General features: G+C 73.2%; 22 protein-coding genes. 9 read left to right on the plus strand and 13 right to left on the minus strand.

Annotated elements, in window-relative coordinates; translation table 11 throughout:
- Positions 1-159 precede the first annotated feature (159 nt).
- Entirely contained in the window at positions 160-1,218 is a 1,059-nt protein-coding gene (locus COUCH_RS32650) for a lactonase family protein (protein WP_249609024.1), read from the minus strand.
- Positions 1,219-1,309: 91 nt separating this feature from the next.
- A complete protein-coding gene (locus COUCH_RS32655; protein ID WP_249609025.1) occupies positions 1,310-2,104 on the minus strand; it encodes a hypothetical protein in 795 nt (264 codons plus the stop codon).
- 146 nt (positions 2,105-2,250) lie between these two features.
- On the opposite strand from COUCH_RS32655, the gene COUCH_RS32660 reads away from it, so the two are divergent.
- On the plus strand, positions 2,251-3,939 hold the full coding sequence (locus COUCH_RS32660) for a BTAD domain-containing putative transcriptional regulator (protein WP_249609026.1): 1,689 nt from the start codon (positions 2,251-2,253) through the stop codon (positions 3,937-3,939).
- Between the two features lie 198 nt (positions 3,940-4,137).
- Here COUCH_RS32660 and COUCH_RS32665 read toward each other — a convergent pair whose 3' ends face one another.
- From COUCH_RS32665 to COUCH_RS32680, 4 genes are read right to left on the minus strand one after another with little or no spacing between them, the layout of a single operon-like run.
- Positions 4,138-4,734 (minus strand): GTP-binding protein, encoded by a 597-nt coding sequence (locus tag COUCH_RS32665; RefSeq protein WP_249609027.1) that lies wholly within the window; start codon positions 4,732-4,734, stop codon positions 4,138-4,140.
- Positions 4,715-5,086, minus strand: coding sequence for a DUF742 domain-containing protein (locus tag COUCH_RS32670; protein WP_249609028.1), 372 nt, complete (start codon positions 5,084-5,086; stop codon positions 4,715-4,717). Before COUCH_RS32670 ends, COUCH_RS32665 begins: the two co-directional genes overlap by 20 nt.
- 4 nt (positions 5,087-5,090) lie before the next feature.
- Positions 5,091-5,507 carry a roadblock/LC7 domain-containing protein gene (locus tag COUCH_RS32675; protein ID WP_249609029.1) on the minus strand — a complete coding sequence of 139 codons (417 nt, stop codon included), beginning with the start codon at positions 5,505-5,507 and terminating at the stop codon, positions 5,091-5,093.
- Complete coding sequence (locus tag COUCH_RS32680) at positions 5,508-8,798, minus strand: sensor histidine kinase (protein WP_249609030.1); 3,291 nt, start codon at positions 8,796-8,798, stop codon at positions 5,508-5,510. It lies immediately after the preceding gene.
- Between the two features lie 300 nt (positions 8,799-9,098).
- Here COUCH_RS32680 and COUCH_RS32685 point away from each other — a divergent pair, with 300 nt between their 5' ends.
- Genes COUCH_RS32685 through COUCH_RS32700 form a run of 4 tightly spaced genes read left to right on the plus strand, consistent with a single transcriptional unit; the run spans position 9,099 to position 12,285 of the window.
- Positions 9,099-9,743 (plus strand): hypothetical protein, encoded by a 645-nt coding sequence (locus tag COUCH_RS32685; protein ID WP_249609031.1) that lies wholly within the window; start codon positions 9,099-9,101, stop codon positions 9,741-9,743.
- A 10-nt stretch (positions 9,744-9,753) separates the two neighbouring features.
- A complete protein-coding gene (locus COUCH_RS32690) occupies positions 9,754-10,845 on the plus strand; it encodes a hypothetical protein (RefSeq protein ID WP_249613961.1) in 1,092 nt (363 codons plus the stop codon).
- A gap of 28 nt (positions 10,846-10,873) precedes the next feature.
- Complete coding sequence (locus tag COUCH_RS32695) at positions 10,874-11,860, plus strand: helix-turn-helix transcriptional regulator (protein WP_249609032.1); 987 nt, start codon at positions 10,874-10,876, stop codon at positions 11,858-11,860.
- Positions 11,861-11,868: 8 nt separating this feature from the next.
- Positions 11,869-12,285 carry a nitroreductase/quinone reductase family protein gene (locus tag COUCH_RS32700; RefSeq protein ID WP_249609033.1) on the plus strand — a complete coding sequence of 139 codons (417 nt, stop codon included), beginning with the start codon at positions 11,869-11,871 and terminating at the stop codon, positions 12,283-12,285.
- Between the two features lie 48 nt (positions 12,286-12,333).
- Here COUCH_RS32700 and COUCH_RS32705 read toward each other — a convergent pair whose 3' ends face one another.
- Both COUCH_RS32705 and COUCH_RS38980 read right to left on the minus strand, forming a co-directional pair.
- Positions 12,334-12,819, minus strand: a complete 486-nt coding sequence (locus tag COUCH_RS32705) for a hypothetical protein (protein WP_249609034.1) — start codon at positions 12,817-12,819, stop codon at positions 12,334-12,336.
- A 445-nt stretch (positions 12,820-13,264) separates the two neighbouring features.
- Entirely contained in the window at positions 13,265-15,388 is a 2,124-nt protein-coding gene (locus tag COUCH_RS38980; RefSeq protein WP_275980014.1) for a M48 family metallopeptidase, read from the minus strand.
- Positions 15,389-15,577: 189 nt separating this feature from the next.
- Between COUCH_RS38980 and COUCH_RS32715 the strand changes: the two genes are divergently transcribed.
- Both COUCH_RS32715 and COUCH_RS32720 read left to right on the plus strand, forming a co-directional pair.
- Entirely contained in the window at positions 15,578-15,997 is a 420-nt protein-coding gene (locus tag COUCH_RS32715) for a hypothetical protein (RefSeq protein WP_249609035.1), read from the plus strand.
- Entirely contained in the window at positions 15,925-16,785 is an 861-nt protein-coding gene (locus COUCH_RS32720) for a cytochrome P450 (RefSeq protein WP_249609036.1), read from the plus strand. The genes COUCH_RS32715 and COUCH_RS32720 overlap by 73 nt, the downstream gene beginning before the upstream one ends.
- A 1-nt stretch (position 16,786) precedes the next feature.
- Here COUCH_RS32720 and COUCH_RS32725 read toward each other — a convergent pair whose 3' ends face one another.
- Positions 16,787-18,256, minus strand: coding sequence for a beta-N-acetylhexosaminidase (locus tag COUCH_RS32725; RefSeq protein ID WP_249609037.1), 1,470 nt, complete (start codon positions 18,254-18,256; stop codon positions 16,787-16,789).
- A gap of 113 nt (positions 18,257-18,369) precedes the next feature.
- Here COUCH_RS32725 and COUCH_RS32730 point away from each other — a divergent pair, with 113 nt between their 5' ends.
- Positions 18,370-18,912: a GNAT family N-acetyltransferase gene (locus tag COUCH_RS32730; protein ID WP_249609038.1), complete on the plus strand. Its 543-nt coding sequence runs from the start codon at positions 18,370-18,372 to the stop codon at positions 18,910-18,912.
- Positions 18,913-19,079: 167 nt separating this feature from the next.
- Here COUCH_RS32730 and COUCH_RS32735 read toward each other — a convergent pair whose 3' ends face one another.
- The 3 genes from COUCH_RS32735 to COUCH_RS32745 form a co-directional block, all read right to left on the minus strand.
- A complete protein-coding gene (locus tag COUCH_RS32735) occupies positions 19,080-19,568 on the minus strand; it encodes an NUDIX hydrolase (protein WP_249609039.1) in 489 nt (162 codons plus the stop codon).
- A 103-nt stretch (positions 19,569-19,671) separates the two neighbouring features.
- Positions 19,672-20,514 (minus strand): LLM class flavin-dependent oxidoreductase, encoded by an 843-nt coding sequence (locus COUCH_RS32740; RefSeq protein WP_249609040.1) that lies wholly within the window; start codon positions 20,512-20,514, stop codon positions 19,672-19,674.
- Positions 20,511-21,266: an ArsR/SmtB family transcription factor gene (locus COUCH_RS32745; protein ID WP_249609041.1), complete on the minus strand. Its 756-nt coding sequence runs from the start codon at positions 21,264-21,266 to the stop codon at positions 20,511-20,513. Before COUCH_RS32745 ends, COUCH_RS32740 begins: the two co-directional genes overlap by 4 nt.
- Positions 21,267-21,400: 134 nt before the next feature.
- Here COUCH_RS32745 and COUCH_RS32750 point away from each other — a divergent pair, with 134 nt between their 5' ends.
- Positions 21,401-22,204, plus strand: coding sequence for an ATP-binding protein (locus COUCH_RS32750; RefSeq protein WP_249609042.1), 804 nt, complete (start codon positions 21,401-21,403; stop codon positions 22,202-22,204).
- Positions 22,205-22,218: 14 nt separating this feature from the next.
- Here COUCH_RS32750 and COUCH_RS32755 read toward each other — a convergent pair whose 3' ends face one another.
- Positions 22,219-22,758: an NADAR family protein gene (locus COUCH_RS32755; RefSeq protein WP_249613882.1), complete on the minus strand. Its 540-nt coding sequence runs from the start codon at positions 22,756-22,758 to the stop codon at positions 22,219-22,221.
- Between the last annotated feature and the right edge of the window lie 131 nt (positions 22,759-22,889).

A 22,889-nucleotide genomic window follows, 5' to 3' on the forward strand; every position in this document is an offset into this window, starting at 1 on the left:
TGCCATATACGTTCGGACGAAAGTTACTCGGATTGGAAATTCCGCATACCTAATTGACCGTACGTGATGGAGCCATCTCGGTGAGTGGCCGGTTCGCCGCCCGCCTTGCCGGTTTCCCGTCGAAGATCACGACTCTCCGGCGGTGTCCGGCTTCGCTGGTCACGCGGCCCTCACCGGCTTCGGCACCCAGGACAGGATGCAGGTGGGGCTGCTCTCGGCCACCGGTTCCCCCTGGGCGGTCGGTACCCCGGTGTCCGGATCCACCCGGAAAATCATGACGCTGTGTGAACGCTCGTTGGCTACGTACAGGTGATCCGCCAGCAGGGCCATGTGCCGCGGCCAGGAGCCCCCGGTGGCCACCTCGGCGACCACCGTGCCGCCCTCGGGCTCCCAGGCGAGCACCGTGACGGTGTCGGGACCGCGGTTGGCGACATAGATGAAACGGCCGTCCCGGCCCGTCGTCACCTCCGACGGCTGATTGGGCCGCGTCGCGCTGACCACCACGCCACCGTCGCGTTCCAGCTCGCCGCCGGCGCCGGCCCGGTACCAGCTGAGGTCGCCGGTGAGCTCGCCGACCAGCACCAACGCGCCGTCCGACGTCCGCAGCAGGTGCCGCGGGCCGGTGCCCGGCTCCGCGACCACCGCCGGGCCCACCAGGGTCAGGCGCCCGGACACCGGGTCCAGCCGGGCCCGCCACACCCGGTCCGACCCGAGGTCGCTGATCAGCACGTCCGAGCCGTTCGGGTCCGGCGCGACCATGTGCGCGTGCGGACCCTCCTGCCGATCCGTGACCGGCCCCTTGCCGTCCAGGCCGAGCAGATCCGAGCGCTCACCGGGAACACCATCGGCGTCCAGCGGGAACACGCTCACGTCACCGCTCACGTAGTTGGCCACCAGCAGGTGCCGCCCGTCCCGGGAGACCGCGAGGTGGCAGGGCGCCGAACCGCCGGTCGGCTGCACCGCCAGCGGGGTCAGGGACGCGTCGTCCGCCACCGCGAAGGCGCTCACCGTGCCCGCGGTCAGCTCGTTCACCGCGTACAGCACCGGCAACGTCGGGTGCCGGGCCAGGAAGGACGGCGACGGGGTACGGGCGACGACCCCCAGCCGGGTCAGCGAGCCGGTGGTGACGTCCCGCCGCAGCAGGACGATGCCCTCCCCCTCGCCCCCGCTCTCGCCGGTGTAGCAGCCCAGGAATACGTATTCGTCGCTCGCGCCCATGCCACGATCCCACCACACCCGCCCACGGCGTGCGACGAGATCGGCGGCGGGCGCGCGGACCCCCGTAGACCCGCGCGACCGCCGCCGTGGCTCAGGCGTTCAACATCTCGTACGCGGCCTTCGGCGCCTTCTGCTGTTCGGCGGCGGCCGGCTCGGCGGGCGACCCGGCGCTGCCGTACTGGTCGTAGACGACCTCGTAGCGGGCGGCCTTCACCTTGCCGGCCGAGGGGATCTCGACGACCGTACGGGTCAGCCGCCCCTGCGCGTCGACGGTGGCCTCGAACGGCACCGCCTTCGCCCGGTCACCGAGCGCCTTGAGCGTGGAGTCCTCCACGATCCCCGCCTCGCCCTGCTTCGTGAGGTCCGTGGTGCCCTCGTACGTGCCCGTACCGGTCTGCTTGACGTCCACGATCGCCCGCAGGACCGCGCCCGCCTCCCCGGGATCGGTCTCGTCGTCGTACGACAGCGGCGCGTCCTCGGTGTCCTTGACCTCGGCGGGATCCACGAGCAGCCACTTCTTCGGCAGCTTCGGCAGACCGGTCAGGCCGTCCGTACCCTTGAAGTCGACCTTGATCCAGGACTTCTCCCGCACCACCAGGAACTTCATCGTCAAGGTGAAGCCCAGCTCGGGATCCTTCTGGCTCACGTCGATCCGGTAGCTCTTCCTGCCGGCGTCCAGGACGCCGGTCATCGGCTGCGTGCCGCCCTTCACGGTGAAGTGGAACGGGCCCGTCGAGAAGTCCGGCAACGCGTCCATCAACGTGTCCTCCGGCGTGGCCGGCGCCGCCTCCTCGACCGTGTCCGCGACACCGCACCCGCCCATGGACACGGCGCCGAGGGCCAGCAGCGCGCCGAAACCGGCCAGTCGCACCTTACGAACGTTCATCGTCTTCGTCCTTTAAGCATGAGGGTCTTCCCGGTGGACGTGCTGAACACTGAGGGACAGTGCTGCCGTGTCGCTGCCGCTATGCTGCTGCCGGCTGCCGTTTCGCTGCCGTTCCACGTCTTCGCTGGTCAAAGGGGGTGCCACGGGTGGGCCCCGCGCTGGAATACCAGCTCCTCGGCGAGCTGCGCGCCCTGCGGGGCGGCGAGGCGCTGGAGCTGGGGCCGGCGAAACAGCGCGCGGTGCTGGCGGTGCTGCTGCTGAACGCCGGACGGCCCGTGCCGGTCCACCAGATCGTCGACGCGGTATGGGGCGACGAGCCGCCGGAGAACGGGGCGAACGTCGTCCAGAAGTACGTGGCCGGCCTGCGCCGCGTGCTCGACCCGGACCGCTCGCCGCGCACCCCGGGCGACCTGCTCGCGCTCACCGGCGGCGGGTACGTGCTGCACACCGAGCCCGAAGCGATCGACGCGGACCGGTTCCAGGCCGGGCTTGCCACGGCCTCCACGCAACGCAAGGCGGGCGACCTCGCCGAGGCGACGGAGACGCTGCGGCGGTCGCTCGCGCTCTGGCGCGGCGAAGCGCTCGCCGGCCTGAGCGGCCCGGTCTTCGACGCGGCCCGCACCCGGCTCGCCGAGGCCAAGGCCACGGCCTGGGAGAAATGGGCGGAGATCGAGGTCGCGCGCGGCAACCACACCGGCGTCATGCCCGATCTGGTACGCCTCGTCGAGGAGTTCCCGCTGCGCGAGGGCCTGCGCGCGCAGCTGATGATCGCCCTGCACCAGGACGGGCGGCAGGCCGAGGCGCTGGCCGCGTTCCGCGACGCGCGCGAATACTTCCTGGAGGAATTCGGGGCCGAGCCCGGCGAGAAGATGCAGGAGACCCACCGGCGGATCCTGCGCGGCGAGACGTTCTACGCCGAACCGGTCGACCCGTGGGCGGACAGCGACGACATCCCGGCCCCGCCGCCGTCGACCTTCATCCAGCAGTACGTGCCACCGGACGTCACCGTGACGACGCCACCGCCTCCGTCGTGGGGGCAGCCGCCGTCCTCACCGCCGCCCTACTCGCACTCGTCCTCCTCGGCGCCTTTCTCGGGTCAGCCGTCCTCAGCGCCTTTCTCGGCTCAGTCGCCGCCGCCTTTCCTGCCGCCGCCGCTGCCGCCACCGCCCAAGCGCCGTTTCCCCGCCGGCGAGGTGATCATCGCGTCGCTGCTGCCGATCCTGCTCTGCTCGTTCGGCGGCTGGATCTACTTCGTCTACGCCGGCATCCGACGCCGCGAGAAGCGCCAATTCGCGTACGCGGCCGGTTACGCGCTGCTCTTCGTGGTCGCCTTCACCTTCGCCGCGATCGACCCCACCCCCGTCGACAGCCCGAACCTGAGCACCGCCGAGAGCATCGGCTTCAGCCTCTTCGCCATCGTGGCGCTCGGGGCGGCCATCCACGGCGGCGTCGTCGCGGCGCACCCCGGCGACACCCCCCGCAACCGCACGCTGCGCGAACAGGCCCGCCAGTTCGTCGCCTTCGACCCCGCGCGGGCCCGGCAGCTCGGCGTCGGCCGGCCCGACCTCGTGCGCCACATCGACGACGGCGGGCTGCTCGACCTGAACCACGCCCCGGGACACGAACTCGCCCGGCTGCCCGGCGTCACCCCGGACATGGCCCACCGGATCGTCATCGCACGGTTCGAGCGGCCGTACGCGCAGCCGGAGGAGCTGATCGTCCGGGGGCTGCTGTCGTCGCGGACGCTGCACCGGATCGGGTCGCGGCTGATCTGCGTACCGCCGGCTTCCGGACCGGTCGCGGCACCCTGGGGCAGCCACTACCAACAGCACTGACCGCCCCGGCCTGCCGCCGGCACCCCGATCCCGCAGCCGGCACCCGGTCCCGCAGGCTCCCCGGTCCCGCAGGCTCCCGGTCCCGCAGCCGGCTCCCGGGTCCCGCAGGCTCCCGGTCCCGCAGCCGGCTCCCGGTCCCGCGGCTGGATTGCCGTCCCCACAGGGCCGAGTCCCGCGGCCGGCTCCCCGCTTCGGCGGTCAGCGGGCTCCGGCTGCTGCCAGCTGCCTGCGGGCGACGTACTCGACCAGCTCGATCAGCACGTTGCGGGCCGCCACCGGCTGGCGGGCGTCGAACTCCACGACCGGGACGTCCGGGTCGAGGTCGAGGGCCCGGGCGATCGCGTCCGCGCCGAAGCGGCGGTCGTCGAAGCAGTTGACCGCCACCACGAACGGGGTGCCGCGCTGCTCGAAGTAGTCGATCGACGGGAAGCAGTCGGCGAGGCGGCGGGTGTCCGCGAGCACCACCGCTCCCAGGGCGCCCTGGGAGAGCTCGTCCCAGAGGAACCAGAAGCGGTCCTGTCCGGGGGTGCCGAACAGGTAGAGCTGCAGGTCCTCGGTGATGGTGATGCGGCCGAAGTCCATCGTCACCGTCGTGGTGCGCTTGCTTTCCACGCCTGAGGTGTCGTCGGCGCCGTCCGCGCCGGTGAGCACTTCCTCGGTCTGCAACGGCCGGATCTCGCTGACCGAGCCGACCATCGTGGTCTTGCCCGCACCGAACCCGCCGGCGATGAGGATCTTGAGCGCGACCGGGATGCGCGAGCGCGCGCCGTCACGGTCAGAGCGCACGGAGTCCATTGACAACCGCCTTGAGTACGTCGACGTCATGCGGCTGGGAGGCCGCTGGTGGCTCGTAGAGCGAAATGAGGCCCGCCGAGCGTAGATCACCCAGCAGAACTCGGACGACCCCGATGGCGAGGTCCAGTTTGGAGGCTAGTTCGACAACGGACGTGGGCTCCCACGCCGCGCCGACGAGTGCGTGATGCTCCGGTTGCAGTGAGGGCGACGGGGGCGCGTCCGGCATCGTCGCGACCACGAACGCGAGCAGGTCGAACTCGCCGCCCGCGGGTGCCACCCGGCCCTGGGTCATCGCGTACGGGCGGACGACCGGGCCCGCGTCGTGGTCCAGCCAGTCGTGCGGCGCACGCATGGGGTCAGCGGGCATCGGACCCGGGGAGCCGTTCGGGCGCGTCCATCGTCTGGCCGACCCGGGTGACGAGCATGGCCATCTCGTACGCGATGAGCCCCAGGTCGGCGTCGCTCTCGGCCAGCACGGCGAGGCAGGCGCCCAGCCCGGCGGCCGTGACGAAGAGGAACGCCTCCTCCATCTCGACGACGGTCTGGCGTACGGGGCCGGCGCCGAAGTGCCGGCTGGCGCCCTTGGCGAGGCTCTGGAACCCGGCGGCCATGGCCGAGAGGTGCTCGGCGTCCTCCCGGGTCATCCCGGCCGACGCGCCGAGCAGGAGCCCGTCGGCGGAGAGGACCACCGCCTGCTGCGCCGACGGCACCCGCTCGACGAGGTCGTCGAGGAGCCAGGTGAGGTTGGCGCTCTGGTTCGTCGTCTGTGCCACTTATGCGTCCTTCTCCGGCCGGTGGTTCTGGTGCTTGTCGTCGGGCGCGGGATCCGTGCTGCCGTCGGTGCCGGCCGCGGAATCCTGCACGGCCGGGAAGGTGACAGTAGCCGCCTCGGACCACGTCGGCCCCCCTGCCGTCTGCTGTTTGTCAGTTTCGGTCGCGGACCCCTCTCCCTCGCCCCTGTGACGCTCACTACCAGCAGTTATGCCTTCACGCAGCGACACCGGTGGTGGTCCGGCGGCCAGCGCGGCGGCCTCCCGGCGCCCACGGGTGGTGCCGCTCTGCAGGGCACTCATCATGCTCCGGACCTTGTCCGGTGAGCGGACCGTCGCGGCCTCCGGACGGTCGACCACCGGGCCACGGAGCTGCGGCGCCAGGCTCGCCTGCCGGACCCGGCGCGGCAGCAGAGCCTCGGCGGAGTTCGAGGCGGCCTCGGCGGCGGCCTGCGCGCCGCCCTCCGGGACACCGAGCGGCGCAACGCCCGGACCCCCGGACGGCGCAAGCGCCGCGGCAGCCGTGGGCGGCACAAGCGGCGCGGGAGCCGCGGGCGGCGCGGCCGGGGTCGCAAGCGGCGCGGGAGCCGCGGGCGGCGCGGCCGGGGTCGCAAGCGGCGCGGGAGCCGCGGGCGGCGCGGCCGGGGTCGCAAGCGGCGCGGGAGCCGCGGGCGGCGCGGCGGGGCTTGCAGCCGCAGGCTGCCCGGCGGGGATCGCAGCCGCATCTGGCGCGGCGGGGTCTGCGGTCGCAGGTGGCGCGGCCGGGGCGGTGGGCGGCGCGGTGTCCGGCGCGCGGCGGGGTGATGGGATGCGGGAGCGCGACGGGAGCGAGCCCGGGTCGCCGTTGCCGGGGAGAACCGTCGGTGCGTCGCCGTGCAGGAGGCCGGGTGCGGGCGCGCCGTCGAGGACGCGGCCGTTGCCGGGGTGACCGTTGGCACCGGCCTCGGCCGGGCCGGCCGGAGTGGCCGGGCCGAGCGGGATGGCGCCCGGCATGCCGGCGAGGCCGGTCGGGGCCGTCAGGTTGGGCGGGAGCTGGGCGGGGGGTTCGGCCGGGGCGTCCCTGCGGCGGCGGGGGACGGTGCGGCGGCGCTGGACCAGGCCGTCGGCGGTGAGGCCGTCGACGACCGCGCTGGGTGTCGGGCCGGTCGGGTCGGCGGGGTCGCCGGCCTCGCCGGGGAGGCGGTCGCCGGGTGCGGTGACCGTACCCTCGAGGGCCACGCCGTTGATCTTCGCAGCGGGGCCGGTGACCGGGATGGACTGCAGCTCCTCGGTGCCCTGCCACTGCAGCGCGGCGAGGGAACTGCGGGACGGGTCGTCGGTGCCGCTGCCCAGGATGGGACGGTCCCAGGACTCGTCGGCGGTGGCCGGTCCCGCGGTCAGGGCCGGCGGCGCGCCCGGGCCGGGCGGGGCCGCGGTGACGAGCTCGCCGGGGACGAGCACGATCGCGGTGATGCCGCCGTACGCGCTGGCCCGCAGCGACACCCGGATGCTGTGCCGGGCCGCCAGCTGGGCCACCACGAAGAGGCCGAGGCGGGCGCTGTCGGCCGGGTCGAAGTCCGGCGGCTCGAGCAGCTTGCGGTTGGCCTCGGCGATCGCGTCGGCGGACATGCCGAGCCCGCGGTCCTCGATCTCGACGGCGTACCCGTTGGGCAGGATCTGTCCCACCACAGTGACCCGGGTCTGCGGGGGCGAGAACGACGCCGCGTTCTCGAGCAGCTCGGCGAGCAGGTGGATGACGTCGCCGACCGCGCGGCCGAGGACCGCCGAGGACTCGACGGAGATGATGTCGATGCGCTTGTAGTCCTCGACCTCGCTGATCGCGCCGCGGACGACGTCGATCAGCGGCACCGGGTTGCGCCAGCCGCGGCCCGGCGCCGCGCCGGCGAGGATGACGAGGTCCTCGGCGTGGCGGCGCATGCGGGTGGCGAGGTGGTCGACCCGGTAGAGGTCCTCCAGCTCCTGCGGCTCGGTCTCGCGGCGCTCCATCTTGTCGAGCAGGGCGAGCTGGCGGTGCAGCAGCGTCTGGCTGCGCCGGGCGATGTTGAGGAACACCTCGTTGATGCCCCGGCGGACGGCGGCCTCCTCGACCGCCGACTGCACCGCCGTACGCTGGACCTCGTTGAAGGCGCGGCCGAGCTGGCCGATCTCGTCGCGGCCGTACTCCAGCGGCGGGGTCTCCACGTCCACGTCGACGGCCTCGCCGCGCTGCAGGCGCTTGACCACCGTGGGCAGGCGCTCGCCGGCCATCTCCAGCGCCTCGCGGCGCAGGCGGATCAGGCGTCCGACGATGGAGCGGCCGACCCGGACGGACACGAGGATCGTGGCGACGAGCGCGAGGAGCCCGAGCAGGCCGGCGATGCCCAGGCGGACCAGGACGCCGACTGCGACGGGCTTGGCGTCCTCGGCCAGCGAGTCGGTGGCGTTGATCTCGAAGGCGCGCAGCTGCTGCGCCGTGGTGTCGTACGCCGGCTGCCACGCGTCCGCGCTGACCGGCGCGGTCGCACCGACCTGGCTCGAGGACAGGAGCTGGTTCTGCAGCTCCTGCAGCCGGTTGAAGGCGGCGCCCCGGCTGAGCCGCTGGTAGGCCGCGCGGTCGCGCTCGGGCAGGTCGTTGACGCCCTGGGTGAACAGGAACCGGGACGTGCCGATGGCCTGCAGCATCTCGGTGCGGCTCTCGTCGCCGAGCTTGCCGGCCGCGTGGGCGCCGGCCAGCAGCGAGTCGATCCGGCTGAGGTATTCCTGGCCGCGGCCGACCGTGGTGAGGGCGCGGATCTCGCGGTCGACGTGCTCGTCGCCGAAGGTGGCGGTGGCCGAGAACATCTGGAAGCCGGAGTCCACGATGCCGTTGTAGAGGTTCTGCGCGCCGACCACGTCGATCTCCCGGCGGTCGATGTAGCCGCGCGCGGTGGGCAGGCTGTCGAGGTCGCTGAAGATCTGGCGGATGCGGGACTCGAGGGTGGCGCCGGCGGCGTCCCGGGCGTCCTTGCTGCCGGCGGTGCGGCGGAAGTCGGCGGCGGCCCGGTCGGTGGCGGCGCGCTGGGCGGTGAGCTTGTCGACGGCGGCGTCCGGCGCGGCGAGGAATTCCACCGAGAGGCGGCGCTCCCGCTGGATCTCGCCCATGAGGACCTCGCCGGGGGTGCCGACCGTGTCGAGCAGCGTCTGCGCCGACAGCAGGTTCAGCGCCGGGCCGGCGGTGATGGCCGTGGCGAAGGCCCAGAGCGCGAGGAGCGCGACGAGGGGCACCGCGACGAGCGCGATGATCTTCGACCGGATCGACCAGTTGCGGGTTCTCATCAGCCTCCGCCCGAGGGTACGCAGGACAGCGCGCGCAGCCCTGGAGAATGCTTGACACGTCAACGACCGTCGATGAGCTGCGCGCCTGGCGGGAAGAATACGGAATGGCGGCCATCGCGGCCAGTTCCGCTCCGTACCGTAAGAAGGTTGTATGTCCTTTCTGTACGGGAGATTGGCATGCGCCGGGGCCGATCGCGGGAGTCCGGCACCGGACAGAACCGGTTTTCACGTCGGCCGCCCGATCCGGATTGACGACCCCGCCCACGTGGGAATACCTCCGGGGGAAGAAGGAGGAGACCGATGTCCCCCACAATCGTGATCATTCTCATCGTCCTCGTGCTGCTGCTGGTCGCCGCCATCGTGTTCGGCGTCCGTGCCGGCCGCCGCAAGAAGCTGCAGAAGACGTTCGGGCCCGAGTACGACCGCGTGGTCGGCGACGCGGACAGCCGCGCCGAGGGCGAACGGGAGCTGCTGGAGCGCCAGAAGCGGCACGCCGAGCTCGAGCTCAAGCCGCTGTCGGCGGAGTCGAAGGCCAAGTACTCGGTGGCCTGGGAGGAAGTGCAGATCCAGTTCGTGGACGCGCCGGAGCAGGCCGTCTCCACCGCCGACGAGCTGGTGACCCGCCTGATCGCCGAGCGCGGCTACCCGACCGGCGACTACGACGACCAGCTCGCCAACCTGTCCGTCGCGCACGCCCGCACGCTCGGGCACTACCGCGACGCCCACGCGATCAGCGAGCGCAGCAAGAACGGCGAGGCCGACACCGAGGACCTGCGCCAGGCCCTCGTGCACTACCGTGCGCTCTTCGCCGACCTGCTCGGGGAGAATCCGGTCAAGTCGGAGGGCGCGGCCACCCCGGACACCGACCCCAAGGTGCCGTCCCAGAAGATCAATGACCACGACAGCGACGTCGCGGGCTCGCGTCCCGACGCCACGAGCCGCTGAGGAGTACGACATGCGTTTCTTCTCCAACGACTCCCGGGACTCCGCCGACGAGCAGGCCCAGGAGGAGCGTCCCGACCGCGTGCAGTCCGACCCGGTGGCGGTGCCGGGCCAGCGCCCGCCGTCGCCCTGGTCCAACACGCCCGCCGAGGCGAACACCGACGACGCGACCGCCACCGTCCCGGTCCGCGACGACCGGGACGACCGGGACCAGCCGGAGTTCCACGAGCCGGGCCCGCAGCCGACCGCCTTCGGCGCGTCGACCGTCGGCGGCGCCGTCGCCGCGTCCGCGGTCGCCAACCCGCTGAACGACCAGTGGGACTCGACGGACCGCGTCTCGGCCGCCGACTCCGGCGTCGGCGACGACCGCATGGTCGCCCCCGGTGACGGGTCGGTGGAGTCGCCTTCCGAGAGCAACACCCGCACGTACGCGAGCAACACCGCGACCGACGACACGCGTACGGGCACGCCGCAGGCCGGACCCGGCGCCGGCCAGGACGACGTGGTGGACGTGGCGCTCGACGACCACGGCACGTTCGACGACCCGCAGGTCAAGGACCAGGTCACCGAGACCACGACGGACACCGACGCCCAGTCCGCCCCGCTGGACGCCAACCCGGCGCTGAAGGACGAGGGCGGCTTCGACGACCCGAAGGCGGTGGACCCGGTGACGGACGAGACGCTGGACAGGACCGCGGCGGACCGCCCGGCCGTGTCCGACGCGTCCGACGCGTCCGACGCGTCCGTCGCCGAGGACAACACGGTCGTGGTCGCGGAGCCGATCGCCGCGGCCCCCGCCGCAACCACGCCTGCGCCGGCCCCCACCCCCGCGACCCCGTCGGCTCCGGCCTCCGAGGGCTTCTTCGCCGCCGCGGACGCGCAGGGCTTCCAGGAGCGCTGGCGTGACGTGCAGCTGCGCTTCGTCGACAGCCCGAAGGAAGCCACCGACGAGGCCGCCAAGCTCGTGGAGGAGGCCGTCGACCGGCTGACCGCGAGCCTGCGCTCCCGCAAGGAGGGCATCGCCGGGGACGGCGACGACACCGAGGCGCTGCGCGTCCAGCTGCGCGGCTACCGGGACATCCTGAACCGGATCCTCGGCCTCTGAGGTACGCCGGCACTGGGAGACTGGGCGGGTGCGCGCTTCCCGCCTGGTCTCCCTGCTGCTTCTGCTGCAGACGCGCGGCCGGATGACCGCGCAGGAGCTCGCCGACGAGCTGGAGGTCTCCGTACGGACCGTGTATCGCGACGTCGAGTCACTGGGCGCCTCCGGCGTGCCGGTCTACGCCGATCGCGGCCCGGCCGGCGGCTACCAACTGCTCGACGGCTACCGCACCCGCCTCACCGGGCTGACCGGGGACGAGGCGGGTTCGCTGTTCCTGGCCGGTGTACCGGGGCCCGCGGCGGAACTCGGGCTGGGGTCGGTGCTGGCGGCCGCGGAGCTCAAGCTGCGCGCCTCGCTGCCGGGTGAGCTGGCCGGCCGGGCGGATCGGGTACGCGAGCGCTTCCACCTGGACGCGCCGGGCTGGTTCCGCGCCGACGAGCCGACCCCGTTCCTGGCGACCGTGGCGGACGCGGTGTGGCGGGAACAGCAGCTGGAGGTCCGGTACCGCCGGTGGAAGGCGCCTCGGGAGGTGACCCGTACGCTCGCGCCGCTCGGCGTGGTCCTCAAGGCGGGACGGTGGTACCTGGTCGCGGCCGCGGGCGAGCGGGTGACGGCGTACCGGGTGGTGAACATCCTCGACGCACGGATCCGCGACGAACCGGCGGCCCGGCCCGCGGGCTTCGACCTCGCCGCGTTCTGGCGGGAGTGGACCGACCGGTACGAGAGCAGCGTCTACACGGCGACGGCGACCGTACGGATGACCGCCGAAGCGCTGGCCCGCATGGCGTACATCTTCCCGCCCGAAATGTCCCGGGTTGCGCGTGCGGAGGCGACGGAACCCGACGAGGCCGGATGGCTGACCACCCGCGTACCCATCGAATCGGTCCGGCATGGACACATCGAGTTGCTGAAGCTGGGGGCGGACGCGGAGGTGCTGGATCCGCCGGAACTGCGGGAGCGCTTCGCCACGACGGCTCGCGGGCTGATGGCGACCTACCACCCGGCCGAGGAGGCATGATCGGGAGCATGACGATGCCCGACGACGTGCTGGCGTACAACCGGCAGCTCATCGCGACGTTCCGCGCCGACGGCGGCGCCTCCCTGGGTGACCGGCCGTTGCTGCTGCTCACGACCCGCGGGCGGCGCAGCGGCGAGCCCCGGACGAGCCCGATCATGTACGTCCGTGCCGACGGGCGGCTGTTCGTGGTCGCCTCCAACGCCGGGGCGGCCGAGGACCCGCAGTGGTACCGGAACCTGCTGGCCGACCCGGCCGTCACGGTGGAACTGCCGGGTGAGACCTTCCCGGCGCGGGCGACTCCCTTGTCCGGTGAGGACTACGAGCGGCAGTGGGCCCGGATCACCGGGCAGCATGCTTTCTTCATCGAGCACCAGCAACGCGCGGGCGGCCGCCGCATCCCCATCGTGGAACTGCACCGGGCCTGACCGGCGGACGCGGGTCCCGGCCGCGGCCGGACCGACGGCCGTGCGGGGTCAGGCTCCGACGAGCTTGTCGGGGGCGGTGCCGGCGTCGGTGGCCGGCGGGTCCGGCTCGGCCGGCGGCTCGGACTCGTCGCCGGTCGGCGGCGGGGCCGTCTCCGTCGACTCCTCGACCGGGGGCGTGCTCGGCCCGGAGTCGTCGTCCGCGGGCGGGGTCGACTCGGCCGGGTCGGTGGCCGGCTGCTTCGAGGGCGACGAGGAGGGCGTCGGCGACGCGGCCGGCGGCTTCGCCCGGCCCTCGGTACGGATGGTCTCCGTCTTCGCCTTCGGCTCGGTGCGGATGATCTGCGTCTGATCGGTCGGCGCGTCGCCCGCCCCCGAGCCACCCTTGGGCTCGGTGGTGGTGTTCTGCTGCACCGTCACCGCGGGCGGCCGCGCCGGTGTCAGCGTCGCCTCGCCGAACTGCGCACCCAGCCACATCGCCGGTCCGAGGCCCACCGCGACGATGGCCCCGAAGAGCGCCATGGGTCCCCGTTCCATCAGCGCCCCTCCCCCCTGTTGTGTGGCGATCATCGCCGATCCGCGTGGCCTTCTTCTACCCAGTTCCGCGAACGGTAAGCGAATGACACCTGATCCCAGTGTGACGGCGAGTGATGCCGCCGTTACTCCTTCGTCAGGGATCCGACCCTCTTCCGATTACACGCCTCTCGCGCCGGATTGGTTCATCCGCCGCGGACCATCGCGTACGGGACGATCGGGTACGCGACTGCCGGGGCGGGGGGCTGGCGCGGCGCGCGGGCTGGCGCGGCGCGCGGGCTGGCGCGGCGCGCGGGCTGGCGCGGCGCGCGGGCTGGCGCGGCGCGCGGGCTGGCGCGGCGCGCGGGCTGGCGCGGCGCGCGGGCTGGCGCGGCGCGGCGCAGGGCCGGCGGGGTGCGGGGCCAGCGGGGCGCAGGGCTGGCGGGGCGCGGGCCGGCGGGGTGCGGGGCTATCGGGTGCGGGACAGGAAGGCCACGGCGTCGTCGAGGGCCGCCCAGCCGCCCGGAAGCTCGTCGGAGTCCAGGGCCGTCCGTACGCCGATGGTCGAGCCGTCACGCAGGGCGAGGTCCCAGCTACGGCGCCGCACCTGCGTGGCGTTGGCCACCTCCGCGTACGGCACGAACCGGGTTCCCGGGGCGGCGGCCTCCCGCTGGGCCCCGTCGGCCGCGGCGAACTCGGCGAGCCGCCGCTTCGCGGAGCCGTTCTGCGACCTCGGCAGCCCGGGCAGCAGGAACAGCCCGGTGTCCACCACCAGCATGTCCGTACGCGACCCGTCCACGACGAGGTTGACCACGCCGCCGACGACCTCCGGGCGCGCCTGCTCGCCGTCACCCGCGGGCGCGGCGGCCACGTCGATCCCGAGGCCGGCCAGCTTCTCCCGCGCGGTCGCCACGGTCGCCGGGTCCACGGCCATCGCCGCGAGCCCGCCCAGGTCCAGGTGCGAGCCGTCGGCCGCGACCAGCTCGGCGGTGCCGGTCCAGCTGTGCCGCCACCGCGCCGCCCCGCTGTGCAGCGCGGCGAGGGCCAGCAGGAGCGTGACCAGGTCGATCACCCGGTACGCGGTCTCGTCGGCGGGCAGCCCCGGGAACACGGACTCGGCGATCTTGCGCAGCCGGCCGTCCCCGGCGAGCTGCAGCACGTCGTCGGCGGTGGCAACGGTGCTGCCGGCGGCCCGCGACACCGTGGTCAGGGCGGCGTCGGCCTCCCGCTGCATCTCGACGGTCCGCGCGGCGCCGAAGAACTCGTCCCAGCCGACGGTGATGCGCCCCTGGGGCGGGAACGCGACCTGCTGCAGCGCGCGGCCGAGACCGGGCAGGTCGGGGATCAGCTCCGGCTCGGCCTGCTCGCCTCCGGAGGCCACGTCGGTGGTCGCGGCGGTGAGGGCTTGAGCGGCGGTGGCGGCGGCCGGCTCGGCCCCGGCTACATCGCCGTCGGCGTCCGCGTGGCCGGTCGCAGCGGTGGAGACGGTCGAACCGGTCGCGGAAGTCGAACCGGTCGCGGAAGTCGAAGTCGCGGCGGTCGAGCCGGTCGCGGCGGTCGAGTCGACCGCGGTGCCGGGGCCCGCCACGGGGGCGGGACCAGCAACGGTGCCGGGAGCGGATGAGGTGGCGGAACCGGACGAGGTCTCGGCGGCGGTCGAGGGGACGGCGCCGGTCGAGGTGGCCAGCGCGGCGAGGCGGTCCTTGAGGGGTGGGTGGGTGTCCCAGGTGGACGGTGGGGCCGGCTCGCGGGTGCGCAGGACCGTGATCTCCTCCGCCCGGGCCGCGAGGACCCGCAGGAAGCCGCCGAAGATGTCGTCGGGGACGCGGCCCGCCTGCCAGCCCGGGCCGAGGTATTCGGCGTGGAAGACCCGCAGGAGGGCGTCCAGCGCCGGCAGGTCCCGCAGGACGGCCGCGGCGGCGCGGGGGCCCGCGTGCTCGGCGGCGATGCGGTCGGCCTGCAGCTCCTGGGCGCGGCTGAACGGGGCGTCGATGCGACGGTAGAAGCCCGCGTACGACCGGAGGAGCGGGCCGGCCGGGTTGCGGCGGGAGATGCGGGGCACCAAGCGGGCCACCACGGTGCGGCCGCGGTAGGCGACCGGGGCGAGCCGGCCGAAGCGGGGTGAGAAGTGGCCGAGCTCGTGGGCCACCACGGCCTTCAGGCGGGGCGTGTCCCAGGCCTGCAGCAGGGGCAGGCCCAGGTAGAGGTCACGCCGGCCGCCCATCAGGCCCAGCAGGCGGGTGCGCTCGATCAGCTTCGCGGCGGCGTCGGCCACGATCGTGACGCGGTCGGGCGCGCGGGTGCCCGCGGCCGCCGCGGCGCCGTCGACGAGCTCCCACAGGAGCGGGGCGTCGTCGCGGGCGACCGGGATGCCGACCGGCTGGGGGCGGCGGGTGTGCAGGGCGCGCCAGATCGCATACGCCATGACGCCGACCGTCGCCATGCAGACCGGCAGCCCGATCCGCAGCGCCGCCGCGCCCGTCAGCGTCGAGAGCACCAGCAGCACCGGCACCACGACCAGCGCGAGCTGAGCCGCGGCCACGGCCAGGAAACCGGCCAGCGCGGCGGTCGAGGCCCACACCCTGTTCCGCACCCGGGCAAGCCTAGGGGCGGGCACCGACAGTCCGGCGGGCAGCATCGCGCCGACCCGGCCCGGCGTACCGCTGGACCCGTGGTTGACGTGCACAAACTCGTCTGCGGAAGCCGTACATAATTAAGGAAGATTTTCGCCGGGCCGGCGGCGGGCCGTTTCAGGCCCGGCCGCCCGGGGATCCTGACGCCCATGGTTGATCAGAGTGTCCCCGCGGCGATCAAGGGGTACGCCTGGCTGCCCGACCTGCGCCGGGCCGCCGGCGAGCTTCCCGTCCCCATGCGGGTCATGGGGCGGCCCGCGGTCGGTGTCTGCGGCACGGAGGCCACGGAGTTCTTCTACGGCGACGGTCACCTCGAGCGGCACACCGCGCTGCCGCACCCCGTGGTGGCCACGCTCTTCGGCAAGGGCGCGGTGCACACGCTCGACGCCGAGGCGCACCGGGCGCGCAAGGCGCTGTTCGTGTCGCTGCTGATGGACGACGGGTTCGAGACGGTGGCCGAGCTGGCCGGCGAGGCGTTCGACCGGGCCGCGGACTCGTGGCGCGGCGGACCGCCGGTCACCCTCTTCGACGAGTCCGCCAAGGTGATCGCGCGGGCGGTGACGCGCTGACCGGCGTACCGCTGGCCGAGGACGAGGCGGACGGCCTGACGGCCGACCTGGTCGCGATGGTGGACGGCTTCGCGAGCGCCGGGCCCCGGCACTGGCGGGCTCTGACGGCCCGGCGCCGGCGGGAGCGGTGGCTGGCCGGACTGATCACGGGGGTACGGGGGCAGCACGTCCCGGTGGCGGCGAACTCCGCCCTCGCGCGGCTCGCCTCCTACGCGGAGGACGGCGGCCCGCTGGATGCCCGTACGGCAGCGGTCGAGCTGCTCAACATCATCCGGCCGGCGACGGCGGTGGCCTGGTTCGTCGCGTACGCCGGCCACGCGCTGGACCACTGGCCGGCGACGGGCACGGCGCTACGGACCGGTGACGAGGACTTCACCACGGCGTTCGTGCACGAGGTGCGGCGCTTCTACCCGTTCGCCCCGTTCCTCGGCGGGCGGGCCACGCGTGACCTGACGTTCCAGGGCGAACCGGTGCCGCGGGGCACGCTCGTCCTGCTCGACGTCTACGGCCAGAACCATCATCCGGCGCTGTGGCCGGAGCCGTACGCCTTCCGCCCCGAGCGTTTCCTGGGGCGCGAGCCGGGCGCGCTCGACCTCATCCCGCAGGGCGGCGGCGATCCGCGTACGGGTCACCGCTGCCCCGGCGAGAAGATGACGGTGGCACTGCTGGGCACGCTGGTGCAGCGGCTCGCCCGGCTGGACTACTACGTGCCGCCTCAGGACCTCTCGATCGATGTGAGCCGGATACCCGCCCGCGTGGCGAGCGGGTTCCGCATCGTCGTGCCCTGAGTCACTCCGCCCAGGGAACCTCCGGAGACGGGTGGTAGGCCACGTTCTGCTGCTGCCAGCGCGGGCCGAAGGCGCCCAGGCGGCGGCGGAACGACTCCCAGTCGTGGGTCTCCCGCGGCGACCAGCCGATCTCCGCGATCGCCGGGAGCCGCGGGAACGTCATGGTGAGCACGTCGGCCAGGCTCCGCAGGGTCTCCGACCACAGCGGCGCCTCCACGCCGAGCAGGGACTCCTCCCCCACGCCGGGCAGGCGTTCGGCCGGGTCCCAGCCGTACGCCTTCTCGACGTCGAGCGTGCCCGCCCAGTCCAGCCCCAACGGGCTGTCCGCGGCGTACTTCATGTCCAGGTACGTCCGGTCGGCCGGCGACATCAGCACCTTGCCACCGGTGGCGGCGGCGCGGGCGGTGCCGTCGTCGGCCGCCTCGATGCGCCAGTACTGGGTCACAGCGGACGGTGGCAGGTCGACCGTGGCCATCTCGTGCCAGCCGATCGGGCTCTTCCCGTACGCGGTGACGAGCGGCAGCACGCGCTCGATGAACGTCCGGTAGTCCTCGGCCGTGGTGGCCTGCGCCTCGTCGCCGCCGATGTGCACGTACGGCCCCGGGGTCAGCGCCGCGACCTCGCGCAGGACGTCGCCCACGAAGGCGTACGTCTCGTCCTTGCCGGCCACGAGCGAGCTGTAGCCGACCTCCACGTCCGTACGCTGCGGCGGCGCGACCCCGTCGGCCGTGAGTTCCGGGTACGCGACCTGCGCGGCGTTGACGTGCCCCGGCATGTCGATCTCCGGAACGATCGTGACGAAGCGCGTGGCGGCGTACTCGACGATCTCGGTGTAGTCGGCCTTCGTGTAGAAGCCGGGGCCGACGCCGTCCACGCCGGTGCCGTCGCCGCCGCTGATCGCGGTGAGCTTCGGCCAGCTGTCGATCTCGATCCGCCAGCCCTGGTCGTCCGTGAGGTGCAGGTGCAGGTGATTGATCTTGAACTGGACGACCGCGTCGATGAACGCCTTGACCTCGGCGACGGTGAAGAAATGCCGCGCCACGTCGAGCATCGCCCCGCGGTAGCCGAACCGGGGCGCGTCCACGATCGTCCCGCCCGGCAAGGTCCACGCGACCTGCTGCGGGGTCGCGGCGTACACCTCGGCGGGCAGGAGCTGGCGCAAGGTCTGGACGGCGTTGAACAGGCCGGCCGGCGCGCCTGCGGTCAGCCGTACGCCGGCCGTCGCTATCTCCAGCCGGTACGCCTCCGCGGCCAGGTCGCTGTCGAGGCTCAGCGCGATCGTCCCCGGACCGTCACCGGCCGGGAACTCGAAGCCCGTGGCGGGACGCAGCGCGTCGGCCAGGTACGCCGCCACCTGCTCCGTGCCGGGGGCCGCGCTGATCGCCGTACCCGCGTCGACCGTGAAAGCCGCGGCCGCATCGGGCCGCACCTCGCCCGGCGCGGGAATCACATCGCCCAGTTCTCTGGTCACCACTACGCCCTTCTCGTAGGGGCCGTCCCCCGGCCCGCCGGAAACTCTAAACCCTCTTTCCAGTTTCTGGGCGGCCCGATGAACAGCGTCACGCCGCCGTTACTCTTCTCGGCATGGCGATCACCACCCGCCGCGCCGACCCGGCCGACGCGCCGGCGCTGCACGACCTCGCGGCCCGCACCTTCGGCCTCGCGACCCCGCCCGGGACGCTGCAGAGCGACATCGAGGCATTCATCTCCCAGCATCTGTCCCCCGACAGCTTCGAGCGATACCTGGCCGACCCCGCCAGAATCCTGCTCGTCGCCGAGGACGAGGACGGCAAGGCTGTCGGGTACGCGATGCTCATCGGCGGAGCGATCACCGATCCGGAGCTGGCGGCGACCGTGGCGGGGGCGGGCGACGGGGTGAGCATCGAGCTCAGCAAGTTCTACGTGTCGGCGGACAGCCACGGCACCGGTGTGGCCTCGACGCTGATGACGGACACCCTGGCGGCGGCCGCGGGAACGGGGGCGGCGATCTGCTGGCTGGGCGTCAACCAGCGCAACGTACGGGCGGCGAAGTTCTACGCGAAGCACGGGTTCGAGATCGTCGGCACCAAGCGGTTCCTGGTCGGCGAGGTGTGGCACGACGACCACGTACGGGCCCGGCGTCTCTGAGCCTGCCGGCGTCAGAGTCGGGCGCTGCGCGGGTGTCGGCGTCCGGCCCTCGTGCGGGTGTCGGGCCTTGCGGGGCCTCGGCGTCCGGCTCTCGCGCGGGTGCCGGGTCTCGCGCGGGCCTCGGCGTCCGGCCCTCGCGCGGGTGTCGGGGTCCGGCCTGCGTGGGGTCAGTGGAGGTGGCCGGCCGGGGTGCCGAACCAGGCCGCCGTGCCGGGCTCGAGCGCGCACTCGATGCGCCGGCGGGTCAGGTCGCCGATCGGAGGCAGGTCCGCCAGGCGGAACCAGCCCACCGCCAGCGACTCGTCGTCGTTCACCCGCGCCTGGCCGCCGACCGCGTGGCAGCGGAACGTGATGTCGACGTACTCGGTGCGGTCGCCGTTGGGGTAGGTGTTCGGCGGCTGGGTGAAGACGCTGGTGATCCGCTCGGGGACGACGTGGACGGCGGTCTCCTCGTACACCTCTCGGACGACCGTGTCGGCCGGCTGCTCCCCCGGGTCCATGACCCCCGCGATGAGCGACCACCGGCCGTTGTCGGCGCGCTGACCGAGCAGGAGCCGCTGCTCGTCGTCGAACACGACGGCGGTGACGCCGGGCAGGAGCAGCAGCCGGTGACCGACGACCTCCCGCAAGCTGTGCAGGTACGGCGAAATGGGCATGTCCGGAAGATAGGCGCCGCCGGAGCGGACGCCCGGGCACCGGCATGCCGTGTCGAGGGTGACGCGCGCACGAACCCCGAGCCGGGGCGCAACACGCGGCGCGTCACTTCACCAGTGGGCGCACCTCCTCTGCGACGAAACGGATGAAACCCTCGGGCGACGGCTCGTCGAGCGTCGGCTGGAGGATGACCGTGTCCGCACCCGCCGCCGCCATCTGCTCGACCACCGCGGCGATGTCGGCCGCGTCGCCGTGGGCACCCAGCCACGGCGCGCCGTACTTCTCGCGGTCGCGGGCCAGGCGGTCGACCGCGTCGGGGCCGGTGGCGGCCGGCATGAAGACCACGATTTCGTGCCCCTCGGGCGGCTGGATGTGGGTCCGGGCCTCGCGGAGCGTGTCGGGCGTGGTGCTGCCGGTCAGGATCGTGCCGTCGGCGAGCTCGCCGGCGAGGCGGAGGGTCTTCGGGCCGGTGCCGCCGATGAACACGCGGGGCGCGGCGGCCGGCGGCCAGTCCAGTTTGACGTCGTCGAGGCGGACGAAGCGGCCGTCCGTGGTCACCGCCTCGCCGTTGAGCAGGGACTTCAGCGCCGTCGTGTATTCGCGGAGCAAAGTCATCGGCGATGCCGCCCGCGCGCCGACCTGGCCCATCCACTCCTGGACGCCATGGCCCAGGCCGACGATCGGACGGTCGCCGAACATGCGGTGCAGCGTCGCGACCTCCATCGCCGTCACCGCGACGTTGCGGAACGGCACGGGGAGGATGCCGATGCCGACCTTGAGCCGGGTGGTCACGGCCAGCGCCGCGGCGGCCGCCGAGATGCCGCCGGCGAGGAAGGAGTCCTCCCACAGCCATAGCTGCTCGAGGCCCGCCTCGTCTGCCGCGCGGGCCACCTCGGGCAGGCGCTCGGGAGGGTTCTGGGGCAGGAAGATCGCACCGAGATCAGTCACCGGTCCATCGTCCATGGTGCCTGTGACAAAATCCGGCCCGTTTCGAGCAGCGTCTTCAGATTCGACAGCACGGCCGGCCATCCGCTCGCCACGTCGGCGTGCTCCTGCTCGGTGGCCAGGTTCTCGTGCGTCACGGTCAGCCGGACGATCTCGTGGAACCCCTCGATCTCGAAGGTGACCTGCGACGACTCGCTCAGGTCGGCGGGGTCGGACCAGGTCGTGACCAGGCGTACGGGCGGCCGGCTCTCCACGACCGTGCCCACGACGTCGGCGACGCCGGAGCCGTCGGTGCGCCGGTGCTCCCACCGGGAACCGGGCTGCCAGTCCGAGACGTTGGCGTGCCCCCAGTAGCTCGCGGTCAGGTCGGCGTCGGTCAGCGCGTGCCATACCTGCTCCGGGGTGCTCTCGATGTAGGTGACGTAGACGTACGTGGGCCGGTCGCTCATCGCGCTCTCCGCTCTGCGTTTGACGGCGCTGAGGGCCCGCAGCCGCGGGCGCTCGAACCTGTCGATCCAGCGCTCCTGCATCTCGTGCAGCGGCACCGGGTTGAGGTAGTGGACCTTCTCGCGCCCGCGGCGCACCGTGCTGACCAGGTTGGCCGCCTCCAGCAGGGCCAGGTGCTGGGTGGCCGACTGCCGGGTCATGGCGACGTGGCCGCACAGCTCGCCCAGCGTCTGGCCGTTGCGCTCGCGCAGCAGGTCGAGCAGGTGACGGCGGGTCGGGTCGGCGAGTGCCTTGAACACCAGATCCATACGCCACGTTAGGCAGGCATATACCTGCATGTCAATCCCGCCGAACGGGTGACCCCGATGGAGTGAGGTACCCGTTGACCTCCCGCGGCCGCGGACGAAGACTCCGGTTGTTCTCGACGGCGGGAGGCCGTGCCATGGGGGAAGAACCTCCGTACCTGATCGAGCCCGGCGAATCACCACTGTCAGTCACCGCGGACCGGGACGGATCCTTCGTCGACGTCACCGTGACGGGGCACTGGACGGCCGCACTGCAGGCTGCTGTCGGCCGTACGCTCCGCAACTGCCTGGCCGAACGCCCGGCCGGCATCGTGGTCGACCTGCACGGACTGGTCGATCCGGCGGCCGCGAGCGTGCCCACCTGGGTCTCCGCCGCCGGCACGGCAGCGGACGCCATGCCGGCTGTGCACCTCGCACTGTGCCTCCCACCCGACTCGGCGCTCGCGTCCGCGCTGCGATCGGCCGATTGCGAGTCGGTGCTGGACACGCCCGAGGAGGCCCGGGCGGCACTGACCGAGAACTGCCCGCCGGCCGAGGTCATCCGGCTGCGCCTGGCGCCCTCGCCCATGGCACCGTGCGAGGCACGCAACCTCGTCGGCGACGCTTGCCACGAATGGGACCTGCAGGCGGTGCTGCACCCCGGGCGGGCGGTGATGTCCGAGCTGGTGGCGAACGCCGTCGAGCACGCGCGTACGGACATGGACATCGCGGTCTCCCGGCGCGGGACCGCGCTGCACCTCGTCGTCCGGGATCGCACCCGGCAGCTGCCCCGGATCATCGACCTGGCGCCGGTCGAGCCGGGGCTGCCACTCGACGAACGGGGTCACGGGCTCCGGGTCGTGCACGCCGACTCGACGGCGTGGGGCGCGATCCCGGTCACGGACGGCAAGATGGTGTGGGCGACCGTACGCGACCGGGCGGGGCGCCGGCGCCGCTGGTGAACCGACGGCCGGGCTCATCGGCTCAGCCGGACGCGGGTCTCCATCAGGGCGAAGCCGAGCAGGTTGAGGCCTCGCCACCGGGCCGGATCGGCGGCGCGCTCGTCGGTGGCCGCGAGGCCGATGCCCCAGACGCGGTCGGTCGGGCTCGCCTCCACCAGCACGCGCTCGCCGGTGCCGAGCAGGAAGTCACGCAGCTCGGCGCGCTGCCCGAACTTCGCGAGGCCGGCCTCGACGACGATGCCGTAGCGCTGGGCGGCCCACGTCTCCTCGTCGAACCCGCGGACGCGGCGGCCCAGCATCTTCGCCTGCCGCGGATGGCTCGCGGCGACGATGCGCCCGGCCGCTTCCTCGTCGCCGAAGAGGAGCGCCTTGCGCCACATCATGTAGTGCTCGGCCGTGGCGAACCGGACGCCGTCCACGCTGAACAGGGACGGCCACCACTGACTCAGGCAACCCGCCCCGATGCTGCCGTCCCGCTGCGGACGGTGGCCCCAGAAGAACAGGTAGTTCACCGGCTCGTCCGACTCGACGAGATCTTGAACGGTACGCGGCATGGCTTTCACGTCGGGCAGTATGCCGCGACCCTCCGACATCTTCGGCCGAGTTTCCGGTGGCCGACCACTGTGGAGTTCCGGCGCCGGAAAAATGTCGGAGGGTGCCGCTAGGTTCGTCAGTGCGGATCGGC

It is taken from the genome of Couchioplanes caeruleus, assembly GCF_023499255.1.
Taxonomy (GTDB): Bacteria; Actinomycetota; Actinomycetes; order Mycobacteriales; family Micromonosporaceae; genus Actinoplanes; species Actinoplanes caeruleus_A.